Annotated in this window: 17 protein-coding genes; 8 read left to right on the top strand and 9 right to left on the bottom strand. The window is 51.7% G+C overall.

The genetic code is table 11. From position 1 onward, the window contains the following. Positions 1 to 729: an HAD-IA family hydrolase gene (locus BGK46_RS14140; protein ID WP_069590294.1), complete on the top strand. Its 729-nt coding sequence runs from the start codon at positions 1 to 3 to the stop codon at positions 727 to 729. Here BGK46_RS14140 and BGK46_RS14135 read toward each other — a convergent pair. The 4 genes from BGK46_RS14135 to BGK46_RS14120 are packed head-to-tail and all read right to left on the bottom strand — an operon-like array spanning position 726 to position 3,064. Then, the gene (locus tag BGK46_RS14135) at positions 726 to 1,169 is read right to left on the bottom strand and encodes a DoxX family protein (protein WP_069590292.1); all 444 of its coding nucleotides are present in this window, start codon (positions 1,167 to 1,169) and stop codon (positions 726 to 728) included. The genes BGK46_RS14140 and BGK46_RS14135 overlap by 4 nt on opposite strands. A gap of 3 nt (positions 1,170 to 1,172) precedes the next feature. Beyond that, the gene (locus BGK46_RS14130) at positions 1,173 to 1,913 is read right to left on the bottom strand and encodes a DNA-binding domain-containing protein (RefSeq protein ID WP_069590289.1); all 741 of its coding nucleotides are present in this window, start codon (positions 1,911 to 1,913) and stop codon (positions 1,173 to 1,175) included. Continuing rightward, positions 1,910 to 2,749, bottom strand: a complete 840-nt coding sequence (locus tag BGK46_RS14125) for a DUF692 domain-containing protein (RefSeq protein ID WP_069590286.1) — start codon at positions 2,747 to 2,749, stop codon at positions 1,910 to 1,912. The genes BGK46_RS14130 and BGK46_RS14125 overlap by 4 nt, the downstream gene beginning before the upstream one ends. 54 nt (positions 2,750 to 2,803) lie before the next feature. Continuing rightward, entirely contained in the window at positions 2,804 to 3,064 is a 261-nt protein-coding gene (locus BGK46_RS14120; RefSeq protein WP_046074463.1) for a DUF2282 domain-containing protein, read from the bottom strand. A gap of 242 nt (positions 3,065 to 3,306) precedes the next feature. Here BGK46_RS14120 and uvrD point away from each other — a divergent pair, with 242 nt between their 5' ends. Then, the gene (gene uvrD, locus BGK46_RS14115) at positions 3,307 to 5,487 is read left to right on the top strand and encodes a DNA helicase II (RefSeq protein ID WP_069590284.1); all 2,181 of its coding nucleotides are present in this window, start codon (positions 3,307 to 3,309) and stop codon (positions 5,485 to 5,487) included. Between the two features lie 96 nt (positions 5,488 to 5,583). On the opposite strand, the gene BGK46_RS14110 is transcribed toward uvrD, so the two are convergent. From BGK46_RS14110 to rarD, 3 genes are all read right to left on the bottom strand, one after another. Further along, a complete protein-coding gene (locus BGK46_RS14110; RefSeq protein ID WP_069590282.1) occupies positions 5,584 to 6,228 on the bottom strand; it encodes a LysE family translocator in 645 nt (214 codons plus the stop codon). 76 nt (positions 6,229 to 6,304) lie between these two features. Next, the gene (locus BGK46_RS14105) at positions 6,305 to 7,042 is read right to left on the bottom strand and encodes an AraC family transcriptional regulator (protein ID WP_084781479.1); all 738 of its coding nucleotides are present in this window, start codon (positions 7,040 to 7,042) and stop codon (positions 6,305 to 6,307) included. 54 nt (positions 7,043 to 7,096) lie between these two features. Continuing rightward, positions 7,097 to 8,014: an EamA family transporter RarD gene (gene rarD, locus BGK46_RS14100; RefSeq protein WP_069590342.1), complete on the bottom strand. Its 918-nt coding sequence runs from the start codon at positions 8,012 to 8,014 to the stop codon at positions 7,097 to 7,099. A 171-nt stretch (positions 8,015 to 8,185) separates the two neighbouring features. Here rarD and recQ point away from each other — a divergent pair, with 171 nt between their 5' ends. The 4 genes from recQ to BGK46_RS14080 all read left to right on the top strand — a co-directional run bounded on the left by recQ (position 8,186) and on the right by BGK46_RS14080 (position 11,650). Beyond that, a complete protein-coding gene (recQ, locus tag BGK46_RS14095; protein WP_069590340.1) occupies positions 8,186 to 10,066 on the top strand; it encodes an ATP-dependent DNA helicase RecQ in 1,881 nt (626 codons plus the stop codon). Continuing rightward, complete coding sequence (locus BGK46_RS14090) at positions 10,053 to 10,355, top strand: DUF3630 family protein (protein ID WP_069590280.1); 303 nt, start codon at positions 10,053 to 10,055, stop codon at positions 10,353 to 10,355. Before recQ ends, BGK46_RS14090 begins: the two co-directional genes overlap by 14 nt. 112 nt (positions 10,356 to 10,467) lie before the next feature. Further along, positions 10,468 to 11,136 carry a 7-cyano-7-deazaguanine/7-aminomethyl-7-deazaguanine transporter gene (locus BGK46_RS14085; RefSeq protein WP_069590278.1) on the top strand — a complete coding sequence of 223 codons (669 nt, stop codon included), beginning with the start codon at positions 10,468 to 10,470 and terminating at the stop codon, positions 11,134 to 11,136. 61 nt (positions 11,137 to 11,197) lie between these two features. Further along, the gene (locus tag BGK46_RS14080; protein ID WP_069590275.1) at positions 11,198 to 11,650 is read left to right on the top strand and encodes a GNAT family N-acetyltransferase; all 453 of its coding nucleotides are present in this window, start codon (positions 11,198 to 11,200) and stop codon (positions 11,648 to 11,650) included. A gap of 543 nt (positions 11,651 to 12,193) precedes the next feature. Here BGK46_RS14080 and elbB read toward each other — a convergent pair. Continuing rightward, the gene (elbB, locus tag BGK46_RS14075; RefSeq protein WP_069590273.1) at positions 12,194 to 12,844 is read right to left on the bottom strand and encodes an isoprenoid biosynthesis glyoxalase ElbB; all 651 of its coding nucleotides are present in this window, start codon (positions 12,842 to 12,844) and stop codon (positions 12,194 to 12,196) included. Positions 12,845 to 13,295: 451 nt separating this feature from the next. Between elbB and polA the strand changes: the two genes are divergently transcribed. Continuing rightward, on the top strand, positions 13,296 to 16,046 hold the full coding sequence (polA, locus tag BGK46_RS14070) for a DNA polymerase I (RefSeq protein WP_069590271.1): 2,751 nt from the start codon (positions 13,296 to 13,298) through the stop codon (positions 16,044 to 16,046). 760 nt (positions 16,047 to 16,806) lie between these two features. Here the strand turns inward: polA and yihA are convergent. Beyond that, on the bottom strand, positions 16,807 to 17,460 hold the full coding sequence (yihA, locus tag BGK46_RS14065) for a ribosome biogenesis GTP-binding protein YihA/YsxC (protein ID WP_069590269.1): 654 nt from the start codon (positions 17,458 to 17,460) through the stop codon (positions 16,807 to 16,809). A gap of 149 nt (positions 17,461 to 17,609) precedes the next feature. Between yihA and BGK46_RS14060 the strand changes: the two genes are divergently transcribed. Next, on the top strand, positions 17,610 to 18,227 hold the full coding sequence (locus BGK46_RS14060; protein WP_069590267.1) for a c-type cytochrome: 618 nt from the start codon (positions 17,610 to 17,612) through the stop codon (positions 18,225 to 18,227). Positions 18,228 to 18,307 lie beyond the last annotated feature (80 nt).

Genomic DNA, 18,307 nt, shown 5'->3' with positions numbered 1-18,307 from the left:
ATGAAATTTTATCGTCGCTTAAACGCGTTTGATGCGGTGAGTTTTGACTTGGATGATACCTTGTACGATAACTGGCCGGTGATCGCACGCGCGGAGGCGGCGCTAAGCGACTATTTGCGTGAGCACTGCCCACCGCTCGCCGCGCTTGATAAAGCCACCCTTGCGGGATTTCGCCGCCAAGCCCGTGATGAGAACCCAGCCCACCGCTTTGACGTCACCGCGATGCGGGTTGCCCAGCTGACGCTTGCCGGTGAACATGTGGGTTTAACCGCGGAGAAGGCGCGCGCACAAGCCCAAGCGGCGACCACCTTCTTTTGCGGATATCGCAGTGACTTTACTCCGCCGGCGCAAAGTGTGGCTTACTTAAAAGCCTGGTCCGAGAAACTGCCATTGGTGGCCATCACTAACGGTAATGTCGACACCGATGCGATTGGCCTGACGCCGTTTTTCCAGCATATTTTCCGTGCCGGTGAACACGGTGCGGCCAAGCCGAACCCAGAGATGTTTGATAAGGCGGCGCAGGCCTTGGGCATCGCCCCAGCGCGTATTTTACATGTAGGCGATCACTTAAGTTCGGATGTGGCTGGCGCGCGCCAAGCGGGCATGCAAGCCTGTTGGATCCGCCCAGAGCGCCAATCTCCGATGATGCGCAAAGGACTCACCTTACCGGATGTGGCGATCGACGATTTATCTGAGCTCGATACCCTTATTCAGCGGTGGCACCGCTAACCGGTGCCGCTTTGTTTGCGGGCTAGCCAGTTATCGAGGTTAAGCCAACCCGGCCCCCACACACTGACCACCAATAAGATCACGCCCCACATAATGTGGTCATCATAGCCACGCTCCCAGAGCAGTGGGTAGGAAGCGACCGCGACAATGTTGAACACAAATAACGCCAACGTCATGGGGCGTGCGAGCAGGCCCAAAGCAACAAATACCGGCAAAATCAGCTCCGCCGCGGTCCCTAAATATGCGGCCAGCTGCCACGGCAGCAACGGAACCTGATACTCATACTCAAACAGGTATAGGGTGCTGTCCCAATTTTGGTATTTGATTAGCCCAGATTGAAAAAAAATCCATGCCACATAGACGCGGCCCACCAGCAGAAGTAGCGGTTGCAGTGGGGTAAGCGCGCGGGTGAAGGTGTGATTGATTGTGGTTAGCCACATGGCTTACTCCTTAGCATTGCAGGCCGTCGTTGGGGTGGTAAACGCGTTCATGGCCGCGAGCTCAGACACACACGCCAGTTGCACTTCTGACAGGTCGCCTAATGGTGTGTGTGGGCAGGTTTTGAGCACACTGACATGATGGGTATTGAGCGTGTACCAATGCACCTTGTCTTGGTGAGCAACCAATAACAAAGATTGCGGCTTCTCGACCACCAAGCCTTCGAACTGCTCGGTGGCGATCGCTTGCCATACGTCACTGACCGCGTAGTCGCTTTCAAATAAACGGGCTTGCTGGTTGAGCGGTAAACAAACCTGCGTTTGTTGCTCAGGGCTTAGCAACGCGAGCGCGCTGCCTTCAAACGCCGGAGAGGGAGGGGCGAGAGTGAGTACCACTTGTGCCCACTCAAAACGGGCAAGCTCGGCGCAACACGGCACGGGCTCGATAATATTGGGTAGGGCGCGCAAGGTCGCATCGAACTGTGCGCCATAGTCTTCCATCACTCCGGTTTGCGGGGGATGCATCATCGCATGATGACGCGCTACTGCGTCAAAACACGCCTCACCTAATAGTGCACAGGTCTTGGGATACACGCATTTTAAAGTGTCAGTGAGGGTGACCACATAATGGTTGCGATAAATCTGCAATCGCTTGTCAGCGGCAACGCGACGGTCTTTTATCGGCAGCGGCTGTGGGTCGTCCCGCAATGTGTCAGCAAAGGCCTGCTGCAGGGTTGCCAGCGTCATACCGCCTCCTTGTGTCGAGCCAGTCGGGAGTGGGCTTTGGCCGCTTCTGCTAACAATCGCTCGGGCGCAGGCAAGTCGCTATCCCACTCTATGAGGGTGTGGCGAGGGCCGTGGCGGTCAATCCACTGTTGATAGAGCGTCCACACCGCCTCGCTAACCGGTTGGTTATGGGTGTCTATCCAAATTTCTCCTGCGGGGGTGTGTTTGACGGTAAACCCAGCAAGGTGAATTTCTTTCACCGCATGGGCGGGAATCGCGTCAAGGTAGGTACTGGCGCTAAAATCATGGTTAAACGCGCTGACATGAACATTATTTAAATCGAGCAGCAAATCGCAGCCCGTGCGAGCGTGCACTTCGGCGAGAAATTCCCATTCGTGGTAGTCACCCTGAGCAAAACATAAATAGCTTGATGGATTTTCAATCAGCAAGGGGCGCTGTAGCGCATCTTGAACCTGTTGCACATTGGCGCAGAACACCCGCAATGCTTGCTCGGTGTAAGGGAGGGGGAGTAAATCGTGAAAGTGTTGCCCGTCTATCCGGCTCCAACTTAAATGGTCAGATACAAACAGTGGCTCGACGTGTTTGACCAGTGTACACAGTTTGTCTAAATGAGCCCGATCAAGCGGCTCGTCGCTCCCCAGCGACAGCCCTACGCCATGACAGCTGATGGCGTAATCCTCACGTAATCGCATCAGGGTTGAAAAAGCAGGACGGTGAGGGCGGAAGTAGTTTTCACTGTGAATTTCTAACCAGCCAAGCTTTGGGCGATATTGGTCGAAGTAGGCGAGATGGGGTTGTCTGAGCCCCACGCCGGTCAAAACGATTGCCTCATCCATGGTCGCTCCTTGTGATCAAGTGACAAAGCCCGGGGCAGGCCCGGGCGCGCCATATCAGGATGACGAGGTACTGCCGCCGGCTAAGCGATCGCACAAGCCTTTTGGTACCATGACAAACGCATCTTTTTGGCCGTCTTCGGTGGAGGTGCCCGCGCAGGAGCTGGTGTTGGTGGCGCAGTCATTTTGTCCGGCTTTGGCGACGCCATAGCATTTTTCTTTTTCTGCCGCGTGGGCCGGTGCGCTAGTGAGTGTGGTCGCGCCTACAGCCAGTAATCCTGTCACAGCAGCGGCAACCGCTAGGTTAGTGTGTTTCATCATGCTTCCTCTTCTTGGTCCGTATTGGTGTTATCAGCCCACTGATTCGTGGTGGGCATATAAACCAAGAGAGGAAAACACTGCGCAATCTTTCACCACTTAAGTGGTTTTTTTGCATGGCGAGGGCTAACTTACTGAATTTTTGTTTAAAAAAGTTGCGTCGGGATCGGGCGCGCAATTTAGTGGCGAGCTGGTATAATCGCTAACCAGTGTATAAATACCCAGTAAAATGGCAGGTGGCGATGGACGTATCAACTCTTCTTGACGGACTCAACGACAAACAGCGTGAAGCCGTGGCCGCGCCGCTCGGCAACCATTTGGTGTTGGCAGGTGCTGGCAGTGGTAAAACCCGGGTGCTGGTTCATCGTATGGCTTGGCTGATGCGGGTGGAAGAGGCATCGCCGTTCTCGGTGATGGCGGTCACCTTCACCAACAAAGCGGCAGCGGAAATGCGCGGTCGTATCGAGCAATTGATGCAAGGCACCGCCTCTGGCATGTGGTGCGGCACCTTCCACGGCATTTGCCATCGTATTCTCCGTGCCCACTATTTAGACGCCAACCTGCCACAAGACTTCCAAATTCTTGATTCAGATGACCAGCAGCGCTTGCTACGCCGGTTAATCAAAGCGCAAAACTTGGATGAAAAACACTGGCCCGCCAAGCAAGCGAGTTGGTACATCAATGGCAAAAAAGACGAAGGCTTGCGTCCCAAGCACATTGATACCCGCCATGATCCGGTTGAGAGCACTTGGCTGCGGATTTATCAGGCTTATCAAGAAGCCTGTGACCGCGCCGGTTTGGTGGATTTTGCCGAGATCTTGCTGCGAACCTTAGAGTTATTGCGCGATAAAGCGGTGATCCGCGAACACTATCAAGCACGTTTCCAGCACATTTTGGTGGATGAGTTCCAAGATACCAACAACATCCAATATGCGTGGCTGCGTATGATGGCCGGCCAACAGGCGCATGTCATGATTGTGGGGGACGACGACCAATCCATTTACGGCTGGCGTGGCGCGAAAGTCGAAAATATTCAGCGTTTTCTGGACGATTTCACCACCCCGCAGACCATTCGCTTGGAGCAAAACTACCGCTCAACCAGTACGATTTTGCAAGCGGCGAACACCCTGATTGAAAACAATGCCGACCGGATGGGCAAAAGCCTGTGGACCGAGGGCAAAGAGGGTGAGCCCATCTCTGTGTATGCCGGTTTTAATGAACTGGATGAAGCGCGTTTTGTGGTCGGGAAAATCAAAACTTGGCAAGACGAAGGTGGCGTACTCACTGATAGCGCGATTTTATACCGCAACAACGCCCAATCTCGGGTGCTGGAAGAAGCCTTAATTCAAGCCGGCCTGCCTTATCGTATCTACGGCGGCATGCGCTTTTTCGAACGTCAGGAAATCAAAGATGCACTGGCGTATTTACGTTTGATGGCTAACCGCAATGACGATGCGGCGTTCGAGCGGGTGGTAAACACGCCCACTCGTGGGATTGGTGATCGCACCCTTGAGACGCTTCGTGGCGCGGCGCGCGATCGCGGCCAAACTTTATGGCACACTGCCGAGCAAATCTTGGCAGAAAAAGCGCTGGCAGGACGCGCGGCCAATGCATTGGGCCGGTTTATCGAGTTGGTCAATGCGCTAGAAGATGACACCCGTGACATGGCACTGTATCAACAAACCGATGCAGTGATCCGTCACTCCGGCTTGCGTGCCATGTATGAGCAAGAAAAAGGCGAAAAAGCGCAAGCACGCGTCGATAACTTGGAAGAGTTGGTGACGGCCACGCGCCAATTTACGCCGCCCGAGGAGGCGGAAGCGGAAGGCATGACACCGCTGTCGGCATTCTTGGCCCATGCCGCCCTTGAGGCCGGTGAAGGCCAAGCGGACGAGTTTGATGATGCGGTCCAATTGATGACCTTGCACAGTGCCAAAGGCCTCGAGTTCCCCTTAGTCTTTATGGTCGGGGTGGAAGAGGGCATGTTCCCCAGCCAGATGTCAGCCGAAGAAGCGGGTCGCTTAGAAGAAGAGCGTCGCCTTTGTTATGTCGGCATGACGCGAGCGATGGAAAAACTCTATCTGACCTACGCAGAAATGCGCCGTGTGTACGGCAAAGACATGTTTCATAAGATCTCGCGCTTTATTCGTGAGCTGCCCGAGGCCTGCTTGGAAGAAGTGCGTATGCGTGCCAATGTCTCACGCCCTGCTGCAAGCGGTGGTCGTTTTTCCAAAACGCAGACTCAGGAGAACTTTAACCAAACCGGATTTAGTTTGGGTCAGCGGGTTCAACACCCTAAGTTTGGTGAAGGCACCATCATCAACTTTGAAGGCAGTGGCGGACAAAGCCGCGTGCAAGTTGCCTTTAATGGGGAAGGGATTAAATGGTTGGTGACTCAGTACGCCAAACTGGAAGCGCTTTAATCTCGGCCGCTTAACGCCAAAAAACGTCACATACGCCCAGCCTTGGCTGGGCGTATTGGTATTGACTCCATTGCCTGCACTTTTTCAGCCGCAGCGTTAGCCGAACACGCCGGCTTGCCAAACGACCGCGCCACCTAACAGCAAAAACAACAACGCACACAGGCCATCGATAACCGGGGCGACTTTGGTGAGCACTTGCTGTACGCGACTGCCTGATAGCAGCCAGGCAAGCGACGAAAACCAGCCTAATGAGAGTAGGAACACCACCGCCACGGCCATGGCTTTGCCACTGGCAGACATGCTGGCCGGCACCAAGGTACTCATCAACGAAATAAAAAACACCAAGGCTTTAGGGTTAAAAAGGTTGGTCAGCACCCCTTTCCAAAAGGCCTGTTTTTGGCCGCGTACTGCAGGCGCATCATTGGTGGTTTGCGCCGGCGCTTTGGTGGCGGCGAGCAAGCCTTTAATCGCGCTAAGGCCTAAATACATCAGTACACTGCCCCCTGCCACCTGTACCCACATAAACAGTTGCGGGTGCTGATGCACCAACAGACTGATGCCGGTAATGCTCAATATTGTGTGTGCCAAAATACTGAGCGATAACCCTAGCGCAATCGCCAAGCCAGTAGCACGGCCATAACGGGTCGCATTTTGGAGCACCAAGGCAAAGTCGGGCCCGGGGCTGAGCAGCGCAATCATATGCACCCCCGCCAGGGTGGCGAGAATAGTCAGCTCGTTCATCCTAACCTCTTTTTAAGCATGAAAAGGGCAAGATACGCCATAGCCTTCGCAGGAGTATTGTAGATTCTTATCATGGTTAGCGTGCTTGTGAGGGCAGCAGGGCAAAGTGGTTATAAAAAGCACGGACAAAATGTGCTTGATCATGAAAGCCGTGTTGATGGGCAACCGTGCTCAGCGGCGTGCCAGCACGAATCGCTAACAAGCTTGATTCGAGGCGTAAGCAGAGGAAATAGGCGTAAGGGCTCATACCGGTTGAGCGCTTAAACTGGCGACAAAACTGTGGCACGGACCGATGTGTTAGCTGGGCGAGCTGTGACAATTCAACCCCCTCTTCCAAGTGGGCATGCATGTATTCTCGCAACTGCTTAAGCTGCGTTTGGGTGAGAGGTGCTTGTGGATGTTGCGCGTTGTGGGTATACAGCAATGGCTCTATGGCGGCGACTAGCGCGGACTCACAAGCCAGTGAATCGGGGTGGTGTATCAACTGCTCACTCAGTTGATACACGCGTTGCCAGCATGCGCGTGCCAAGGGCTTTGTTGTGAAGGGCATGGTGTCATTACCAATATGATAATGCTCTGTTAGCCATTGCGGTGACAGCGCGATCACGCGATAGCTATAGGCATGTTGGTCGACGGCAGTGCCATCATGTACCTCACCTGGAGGCATAATCACGAGCTCTCCGCGGCGCGCAACATGGCTCGCACCGCGGTAGTAATAACGCTGGGCCCCAGCGGTGATCAGCCCGATATGGTAATCAAGATGATAGTGGCGCTTGAAGGACTCATGATGAAAATGGCCTTCGATAATACGCACGCCGGCTATCTGGGTGGCTTGGTGCTGGGTCGTCAGAGCGTTCTCCTTACTCGTTTAGTCAATCGCCGACGCTTGCTCTAGCGAGGATTTAGGTCGGCGTGCCCGATAGGCATCAAAGCTAAATATCGCCAAGGCGGCCCAAATAAAGGCAAAGGTGGTGGCTTTATCTGGGGTAAAGGGTTCGTCATACAAGCCGACGGCAAGTAAAAACATTAAGCTAGGGCCGATATATTGGAAAAAGCCCAATACCGTTAAGGGTAAGCGAGTGGCAGCGCCGGTAAAGCACAGTAAAGGCACCGTGGTGATCAAACCGGCAGCGGCCAGTAGCATATTCAGGTTGATAGGATTATCGAGCAAGTTGGCGCTGGGGGTATCGGCAAACTGCCAAAGATAAATCAGCGCAACGGGCAAGAGTGTGCAGGTTTCCACAAACAACCCTGGCACCGCAGGGAGATTGATTTTTTTGCGCAGTAAGCCGTAAATCGCAAAACTGGTGGCCAGCACCAACGCAATCCAAGGCAGTGAACCAAAGGTGATCAGTTGTACTAATACCCCCACCAACGCTAGCGCGGCCGCAAGCCACTGTAGACGGCGGAAACGCTCACCAAGAAAGATCATCCCCAGCGCCACGTTCACCAGTGGATTAATGTAGTAGCCAAGGCTGGCATCCAGCATGCGGTTATTGACAATCGCCCAGATAAAAATCAGCCAATTGCAGCCAATAAAGCAAGAGGTGAGCATCAGCATCAACAGCTTTTTCGGCTCGCGGATAATCGGCTTGAGCTGATAAAAGCGACGGGTGAAAAAAAGCAGCAATGCCAAAAAGACAAACGACCACAATACCCGGTGCGCTAAAATTTCGGGCGCCGGAATATGGTTGACCGTTTTAAAGTACATGGGGGCGATACCCCACATAATGTAGGCCGCAAGGGCCAGTAACACGCCTTGGCGTGTGCGTTTTGGATCAGGAATCACAGCGCAGTCTCGTTATAAGTGTCGGTCAGGGATGAACACGAACGTGTGCATGTTGCCTAGATGTAACAAGTTGTAAGGGCGGGCGCAAGCACCTTTCTCTGTGCTCAGGGTTTCATCGCTTACGGGGTGTCGGTAGAATGAGCGCCAGTTTGAGTAATGAGCTTGATTATGTCCGCCACCCCCGCCCATGCCGATGCGTCAACCGAAACTGACGCCGCTACCGCTGATCCTGCTGTGAGTCCTGCCCACCAGGTACTCAAAGCGGTGTTTGGTTATCACCAGTTCCGCGAGGGTCAGCAAGCGGTGATTGATGCAGCGATTGCGGGGCGTGATGCCTTGGTGATTATGCCGACCGGGGGAGGGAAGTCACTGTGCTATCAGATCCCCGCGTTGGTGCGCACCGGCTTGACCGTGGTGATTTCACCTTTGATTTCATTGATGAAAGATCAGGTTGACCAGCTTAATGCCAATGGGGTTGCGGCGGCGTGCTTAAACTCAGCGATGACGCCTGAGGCGCAAGCGGATACTTTGCGTGCGCTAAATCAGGGGGAGGTGAAACTACTCTATGTGTCGCCTGAGCGCGCGCTAGGGCGTGACTTTATCCATCGCTTAACGGAGTGGCAACTGGCGTTGATTGCGGTCGACGAAGCGCACTGTATTTCCCAGTGGGGGCATGATTTTCGTCGTGAATATGCCTCTTTAGGCCAGCTCAAACAGCACTTTCCTGACGTGCCGGTGATGGCGCTGACTGCCACCGCGGATGCCACCACGCGCGAGGATATTTTATCCCGCCTTGCCCTGCATGATCCGCTGGTGCATCTGGGTAGCTTTGACCGCCCTAACATTCGCTACACCTTGCTAGAAAAGCACAAACCTTTGGCCCAATTAGTGCAGTTTCTGAGTGGTCAACGCGGCCAATCAGGGATTGTCTATTGCAATAGCCGTAAGCGGGTTGAGCAGGTTACTCAAAAACTGTGTGATAACAATATGCTTGCCGCCGCTTACCATGCAGGGATGACCACAGAGGCGCGCGGATCAGTCCAAGAGGCGTTCCAACGTGATGATGTCAACATTGTGGTGGCGACCGTGGCGTTTGGAATGGGGATCAACAAGCCCAATGTTCGCTTTGTGGTGCACTATGATGTGCCGCGCAATATTGAATCTTACTACCAAGAAACCGGCCGAGCAGGGCGAGATGGACTGCCGGCTGAAGCGGTGTTGTTGTATGACCCCTCCGACATGGGATGGCTCCATCGCTGCTTGGAAGAAAAGCCGGATGGGCCCCAAAAGCAGGTCGAAAGCCATAAACTGACCGCGATGGGCGCATTTGCTGAAGCACAAACCTGTCGCCGTTTAGTGCTCCTAAACTACTTTGGCGAGCATCGGCAAACCCCATGTGGCAACTGTGATATTTGCCTCGACCCGCCTACCCATTTTGATGGCACCGAACAAGCACAAAAAGCGCTGTCGTGCGTGTACCGTGTTAACCAAAGCTTCGGGGTTGGATATGTGGTGGAAGTGTTGCGTGGGATGCAAAATCAGCGCATTAAAGATCATGGCCATGACAAGCTCTCTACCTACGGCATCGGGCGAGAGTGGAGCCATGAATACTGGGTAAGCATTATTCGCCAATTGATCCATCGCGGTTATTTGGTGCAAAACATTGCCCGTAGCTCGGTGCTGCAGTTAACTGAACAAGCGCGACCATTACTGCGCAGCGAGATTGCCCTTGAGCTGGCGGTACCGCGTATTGGCCTCAGCCCTCGTACCAAAGCCAACAAGCTGAGCCAGCGCCATTACGATAAAAAACTGTTCGCCAAGCTGCGTAAGTTACGTAAAGCCATTGCTGACGAAGAAGATATTCCACCTTATGTGGTGTTTAACGACGCAACCTTAATGGAAATGGCCGAGATGCTGCCGTCATCTCAAGCGGAGCTCCTAGCGGTCAGTGGCGTTGGGCAGCGCAAGCTCGAAAAATTTGGCGATGCGTTTTTGGACTTGATTGACGATCACTTGAGTTTGAGCGAGTACGGCTATGGCACCGAGTAATTGGCAATTGATAGCGTCCGACAACACCTTGGCGTTTTATCAGCCGCAGCTGGATGCGGATAATGGCAAAGAAGTCTGTCAGCCATTGCTGCAAGCCCTCGAAGCCTCTGTGCTGGAGTGGCAACAAGACGCGGATATGATGACCTGGCTGATTGATTTTGAAGGCACGCGTTTGATGCTTAAAGCAGCACATTACACCCAGAGCGTGTGGTTAGAAGCGCTGGATGAGGAGGGCGATGAGGTGATTACCTTTTTGCGCCGCTGGTGGACGCGTCATCTGCCTCTTTAAATTGCGCTGGCACCGTTGCTTGATTGCTGTATAATTCGCCACCTCGCGCTGCCTGTAGACGGGTAGCTAAGTATTTTGGGTTCCCTCGCCCCCAATGACAAAAAGGTGCACTATGAGCCACTTTTCTCTTGCTCAGCAGCGTAAAGCGCTGGGTTACCTTGTGATTTTTCATCTACTGATCATTGCCTCCAGTAACTACTTGGTGCAGATCCCCTTTACGGTTTGGGGTTTCCACACCACGTGGGGGGCGTTTACGTTTCCGTTTATTTTCTTGGCCACTGATTTAACCGTCAGGATCTATGGTCCGGCATTGGCACGCCGTATTATCTTGCTGGTAATGGTGCCCTCGCTGCTGATTTCCTACGTGTTATCCGTCTTGTTTTATCAAGGCAGTTACCAAGGGTTTGCGGAGCTGGGCACGTTTAACCTCACTGTCGCTCGGATTGCGATTGCCAGCTTTATGGCTTACTTACTGGGTCAGATCTTAGATATTCATGTGTTCAATCGGTTACGCCAGCAGCGCCAATGGTGGGTCGCGCCGAGTTGTTCTACCTTGTTTGGTAATGCGTCAGACACACTCGCTTTTTTCGCGATTGCGTTTTACCAAAGCCAAGATGCCTTTATGGCCGATCACTGGGTTGAAATTGCCTTGGTAGACTATGCCTTTAAGCTGATTATTAGCTTGGGGCTGTTTATTCCTATGTATGGGGTGTTACTAAACCTGATTATTCGACGAATCACACAGGTGACGCCGTCGGCGACGGTGCAGCAAACGTCCTAATCAGCAGCAGAATAAAGAGTCGCATCGCGGCTCTTTTTTTACGTCAATGCGAGGAGGTGAGATGGAAATTCGTGCTGGGCACTTAGAAGATGCGGTAACGGTGCTTAACAGCGTGCCCGAGTTGGATGCAGGTGTATCCTTGGATCAATGTCACGCGCGATTAGCGGGACGCAAAGCATTGGCATTAGTCGCATACCAAAACGGTGAGCCTGTCGGTGCCAAAATAGGCTATGCCACCAGTCAGACGCAGTTTTATAGCTGGCTGGGCGGGGTAACCAAAGCGGCCCGAGGTCAAGGAGTGGCGAAAGCGCTACTCAAGGCTCAAGAAGCGTGGGTAGCGGCTTCTGGCTATCAAAAGCTTGCGGTCAAATCACGTAATCGCTTCACCGCGATGGTGTGCATGCTGATGCGTCATGGCTATCAGATGGTTGCGGTGGAGCAAAAAGGTCAGCCTGCCGATTACCGGCTTTATTTTGAGAAGCAGATCAATAAATGTACAGCGAGTGAAAAATAAGCGTATTTTTTTCTTGATAAACGATAATGAGAATGGTTATTATTAGCTTGCACTCAGGGCCAAGCCCACATGCTCAGCTCTGAAGGCACGACATTGCTCACATTGCTTCCAGTGTATTAGCGGGGCGCTTATCAAACAGTGATTAAGTTAGCCTATTTTTGCTAGGCGACACCTCTCAGGGTGTCGCTTTTTTCTTTTCTGGGCACTGGCTTTTCGAACCAAAGTTGTTAGCGTGATGACTTTGGGTGCAATAACAGTTTGATGACAGCGAGTGAGTCTGAGCACAAGATCAATAAATGAAAAAGATTCTCAACTAAGTGTTGAAAATGGGAATGAGAATGGTTATTGTTAACTTGCGTTCAGGGCAAAGCCCACATGCTCAGCTCTGAAGGCACGACATTGCTCACATTGCTTCCAGTGTATTGGGGCCAGCAAACTGTTCTGATTACAGCTTTGTTTTTGCGCTCACTTGTTATAGCGACGCCCATCTCGGCGTCGCTTTTTTCTTTTTCTCTGCTGCGTTTCTGTGCGGATGAGCGTGTCTTAGGCGAGTTCTACCAATTTTTTCACCATCCGATTGATCCCACTGGCGGCATCCAGTACTGACGTCGCGAGCATATAGGCGGGCGTGGACAGGAGATGGTGGCGCTGATCTAATACATAATCTGATACCGGACACTCAATATGTTCACCGCCCATCCGATTAAAGGCGGCAGCGATATCGGGCTCATTGCCAATGGTGCCCTTGACGCCTTTTGGATAGATCTGCGGGATCATGATGGGGGCAATACACATGTAGCCGGCGGGCTTTTCTGCACGGGCGAAGGCTTGGCAAACCGCAAACATCTCTTGATTGACTTGCACCGGATCGCCATTGTAAGCAAAGTCCGATAAGTTTTTCGCGGCGCCAAAGCCGCCGGGAACCAGTAAGGCGTCGAAGTGGTCGACGTTTAAATCCGTTAGCGGAAGAATCTCCCCACGAACAATACGGCTGGCTTCGGTGAGTACATTGCGTGTCTCGTTCATCGCTTCGCCGGTACGATGATCGATCACATGGTGCTGATCGATATCTGGTGCGAAGCATTGCCATTGGGCATCGTTTTGCTCGAGGGCAAGCAGGGATAGGACTACCTCTTGGATCTCGGCACCGTCAAACACGCCGCAGCCAGATAAGATAACAGCCACCTTTTTCATGATGCTCTCCTTGTATCGAGATTAAAATTATCGCAATCAATGTGGATAATCGACCAAACGCGTCTACGCTTAATTGCGTTCAACAGTGTCGCATTGGTGCTGGGTTAAGCGAAATAGTAGCCAAGTTCGATAACTAAATTGGTGATTATCTCCGCAGTTTGTGATGACTTTCTCTGCAACCTCATGCAGAGCAAGTGATTTATTTTTCCACACCTAAGGATCCTTTTTCGATCAAGATCCTTTTTGCGCCACTAGGTATAAGTGTTTGTTTTTAAGGTGTTTAAAAATCAAAATTCATGAGTATTTAGACGAAATCAAAACCCTATAAAATATTTACCAACAAACTTATCCACAGATCAGGCTGTGGATGTGAAAAACCGTGGTTAACAGGAATGACGACTCGTGGCATGCTTAGCAGCTAACGTGTTTAACTGGCAACCAATATTCTGATATGGCAACTCTTCCCGACAATCCGTTAATCCTCGTGGATGGCTCTTCGTACCTTTACCGGGCATACCATGCTTCTCCTAATCTCACCAATAGCCAAGGTGAACCCACCGGGGCTGTATTTGGGGTGGTGAACATGCTGCGTAGTTTGTTGCGACAATTTCCCCATTCACATGTGGCGGTGATTTTTGATGCCAAAGGGAAGACGTTTCGTGACGATATGTACGAGCAGTACAAAGCCAACCGTCCACCGATGCCAGATGACCTGCGCGGGCAAATTGAACCTTTGCATAAGATTATTAAAGCCATGGGTCTGCCTTTACTCGCGGTAGAAGGGGTGGAGGCCGATGATGTGATTGGCACACTCGCTACTCAAGCCTCAAAAGCGGGAATGCCGGTCCTGATCAGCACGGGTGATAAAGACATGGCGCAGCTGGTGGATGAGCATGTCACCTTAATCAACACCATGACTAATGTGGTGATGGATCCTGAGGCGGTGCGTGAAAAGTATGGCTTTGGTCCTGAGCATATTATTGATTACCTTGCCTTGATGGGCGACAAAGTCGATAACATTCCTGGCGTACCGGGTGTGGGAGATAAAACCGCGACCGCGTTGATTGCCAATCTAGGCGGCTTGGATGATATCTACGCGGACCTCGATAAGATTGCAGCGCTCAGCTTCCGCGGCGCGAAAAGCATGGCGAAAAAACTGACTGAGCATCAAGATGCCGCTTACCTGTCTTATCAGCTCGCCACGATTAAATTGGATGTTGAACTGGATTTCACCCCTGAACAGCTGGTCAAGCAAGAGCCTGATAATGACACCTTGGTGGCCATGTATCGTGACTTGCAATTCCGCCGCTGGCTTAAAGAGCTGGATGAAGGCGATGCGCCGGAAGAGGCGGTGTCTGATGAACCTATCCCACAAGAAACCACGATTGACCGCAGTGGCTACCAGACCGTTCTGACTCGCGACGCACTGGACACTTGGCTGAAGAAAATTCGTGACGCTGAGGTAGTTGCGGTCGATACCGAAACCGATAGCCTCAACTATATGGAAGCCAATCTGGTTGGTATTTCATTTGCTGTCGCGCCGGGTGAAGCGGCCTATGTACCGGTAGCGCATGATTATCTGGAAGCGCCTGCTCAATTATCGCTGGATGAGGTGCTGGAGGTGTTGCGTCCTTGGTTGGAAGATCCTTCAGCCGCGAAAGTCGGCCAGAATTTGAAATATGATGCCAGTGTGTTTGCGCGTCATGGGATCACCTTAAAAGGGATTGCCTATGACACCATGCTGGAATCGTACGTCTATAACAGTGTGGCGGGACGCCATGACATGGACAGCCTCGCTGAACGCTACTTGCAGCACACCTGCATCAGTTTTGAAGACATAGCTGGGAAAGGCAAGAAACAACTGACCTTTAACCAAATCCCTCTTGAGCAAGCGGCACCTTATGCGGCGGAAGATGCCGACATTACGTTGCGTTTGCACCAATACCTGATTGGTAAAGTCACCAGTGACGAGAAACTGAAAACCATCTTTGAGTTCTACGAGATGCCGCTAGTCAGCGTGTTGTCGCGTATGGAACGTCATGGTGTGCTAATTGACAAAGACAAGTTGGCGACCCAATCAGAAGCGTTACATACTCGTTTGATTGAGCTTGAGCGTGAAGCGTTTGAGATTGCCGGCGAAGAGTTCAACTTAAGCTCGCCCAAGCAGCTACAAGCGATTTTGTTTGAGAAAATGGGCCTGCCGGTAGTAAAGAAAACCCCATCAGGTAGCCCTTCAACCAATGAAGAAGTGCTGCAAGAGCTCTCACTCGATTACCCGCTGCCAGCGCGGATTTTGGAATACCGTGGGCTGGCAAAGCTCAAATCGACCTACACGGACAAATTGCCGCGCATGATCAATGCGCAAACCGGCCGTGTGCACACCTCGTATCATCAAGCCGTCACCGCGACGGGGCGCTTATCGTCCACCGATCCGAACTTACAAAATATCCCCATTCGTAACGAACAGGGTCGTCGTATTCGTGAAGCCTTCACCGCGGAACCGGATCATACCATTTTGGCGGTCGATTACTCGCAAATCGAATTGCGGATTATGGCGCACCTATCCGGTGATAAAGCCTTGCTAGAAGCGTTCCGTGACGGCAAAGATATTCACGCCGCCACCGCAGCGGAAGTGATGGGGGTAAGCCTCGACGAGGTCACCAGCGAGCAGCGACGCCGCGCTAAAGCGATCAACTTTGGTCTGATTTATGGCATGAGTGCTTTTGGTCTGTCCCGTCAATTAGGGATTGGCCGTCAAGAAGCACAAAGCTATATGGATACCTACTTTGAGCGCTACCCTGGTGTAAAGGCCTACATGGACCGCACCCGTGAGCAAGCGGCGGAAAAAGGCTATGTAGAAACCATTTTCGGTCGTCGTCTCTATTTGCCGGAAATTAAATCGCGTAATGGGATGCGTCGTAAAGGGGCAGAGCGCGCGGCAATCAATGCGCCGATGCAAGGAACGGCGGCCGATATTATTAAGCGTGCGATGATACTGGTTGATCAATGGATTCAAGCCAATGCCGCGGATGACGCCCGTCTGGTAATGCAAGTTCACGATGAACTGGTACTGGAAGTTAAAACGTCATCTTTATCCAAAGTTGAAAGTGAAGTACGGAAACTGATGGAGTCGGCGGCGGACTTGGACGTGCCTCTGATTGCCGAGTCTGGATACGGTAATAACTGGGGTGAAGCCCACTAAATCACGGCTTTTCCTGTGGTTTAATAACAAAAAAGCTAAAGCCGACACCATGTCGGCTTTTTTTTCGTCCGTTTATCTTGCTGTTTTGGCGTCTTTTTGCACATTTCGATACAAATTTATGAAAAAAAATTACGTAGGATACTTTTCAACGCTGTGCATTTGATATACAGTTATTGGCGTAGGGTACAGAGGTAAGATGTTCTATCTTTCAGACCTTTTGTTTCACGTTATTGGATTTGGCTGATTCAGCAGCCCCAGTCAGGATACTGACTGGGGCTTTTTTTATTGGCAATTTTCCAACCGATGAAGACACCCTGCCACTGCCTTTTTATGTTTCGCTGACTCGCTTATCCTCATTCTTTTCAAAAAAATTAGAGTAATTACTTTAATTTTAGTGATGAGCTTGGTTATAATGCGCGCAGCTTCTTGTTCTTTATGTGTCTACGGGGTCTTATCAGATCGCTTACGCACAAAGATTCGCCGATCCTGTCTTAGGGTCGGCTTTTTTTTGGGCAATTTTGCTCGAAGTGATGGTTTTGTGACCTTGAGGCAGGAATCAAAGTGAATGTGCGGCGAGACTAATGGTTCGACAAAGCGATACTTGCGTTATGGGCGATTGTCTATAAAACTTGTCGCGATAATAAGATAAATCCTATTTCTCTCCCGTTGCCCCACCTGTTCAGGTGGGGACTTTATTTTCTCTGCCATCTTCAGGCTAGACGAGCTCATAAATGCAGCTTACTCGGCGTATAAGAGGCGATCACTCCGGCTCCGCGTCAGGGGAAGTCTCGTCGAGAACGGTTTCATCAGGCGCTTGGTGGTACCAAGTGTCGAGTTTACGGCGAAGCTTATCGACGCCAATGCCTTTTAGGGATGAGAACAATTCAATCTCTACATCGCCACAAAACGCCAGTGCGGCTTCACGGATCTTCATCAGTTGTTGCTTACGGGCGCCGGATTTCAATTTGTCGGCTTTGGTCAGTAACACCATGACAGGCAGGTTGGATTGCACCGCCCAATGAATCAACTGTTGATCAAGATCCTTCATGGGATGACGAATATCCATCAACACCACCAGTCCGCCTAACTGCTCGCGTTTTTGTAGGTATTCACCCAATGAGCGTTGCCACTTTTCTTTCATCTCCAGTGGTACTTGGGCAAAACCATAGCCGGGCAGGTCGACAATATGGCAACCATCGTCCACCTTAAAAAGGTTAATTAATTGTGTCCGCCCCGGCGTCTTACTGGTCTTTGCAAGGCTCTTTTGGTCACAAAGACGGTTAAGGGAGCTAGACTTGCCGGCGTTGGAACGACCAGCAAACGCGATTTCTATCCCAGTATTATCAGGCAGATGGCGAATATCGGGTGCGCTGGTAACAAATTGGGTGTTACGGTAATTAAGCGATTGCTCCACTGTTAACTCCGTCTCGTCTTGGTGTAGTAGACTGATTACTTTTGTGTGAATTTGTGTAAAATAACCGTGCTCGGTTTTTGATCGGTTATTGTACCATGACGGTAACGAAGTAGTGGTACTGGAAGCTTGATAATTATAAATGGAATGTCATGAAGAAATTAGCGCTAATATTGACCCTCCTCGCCAGCGCCTCAGCCTGGGCCCAAGGAGATGCTGAAGCGGGCAAAGCAAAAGCCAATACCTGTGCCGCCTGTCACGGTGCCGATGGTAATAGCATTTTGCCTGACTACCCCAACTTGGCGGGTCAGCACGCCAACTATATTGAAAAGCAATTAAAGGAATTTAAGCTCGGCGCGCAAAGCGGCGGAGAGCAAGGTCGTTACAATGCTGTGATGGCAGGCATGGTTGCACCGCTTTCAGAGCAAGACATGGCTGATCTCGCGGCTTACTATGCGACCTTGACGCCAAAGCCTGGCACTACGCCTGAAGGCTCGGTGGCGATTGGCCGTCAGCTTTATATGGCAGGTGATCCTGAGCGTGGCATTGCAGCCTGTACTGCGTGTCATGGTCCGCGCGGTAATGGTACGCCTTCTTCTGGTTTCCCCAAAATTTCTGGCCAGCCCGCGAAATACCTAGCGAGTCAGCTTAAAATGTTCCGCGATGGTGATCGTCATAACGATATGAATCAAATGATGCGCTCAGTAGCGGCGAAGTTGACCGACAACGAGATTGATGCGTTGTCAAAATATCTTGGTGGTCTGCACTAAGACAGCATCGCCTCGCAGCGACACGCACACATATCGAAAGCGAAAGGGGCGCAGGCCGCTTTCGCTTTTTTGTTTGCCCA

The organism is Salinivibrio sp. SS2 (genome assembly GCF_001722075.1).
Taxonomy (GTDB): domain Bacteria; phylum Pseudomonadota; class Gammaproteobacteria; order Enterobacterales; family Vibrionaceae; genus Salinivibrio; species Salinivibrio proteolyticus.
The sequence above is the reverse complement of the archived record's forward strand: the minus strand, read 5'-3'. Positions and strand labels throughout refer to the sequence as shown.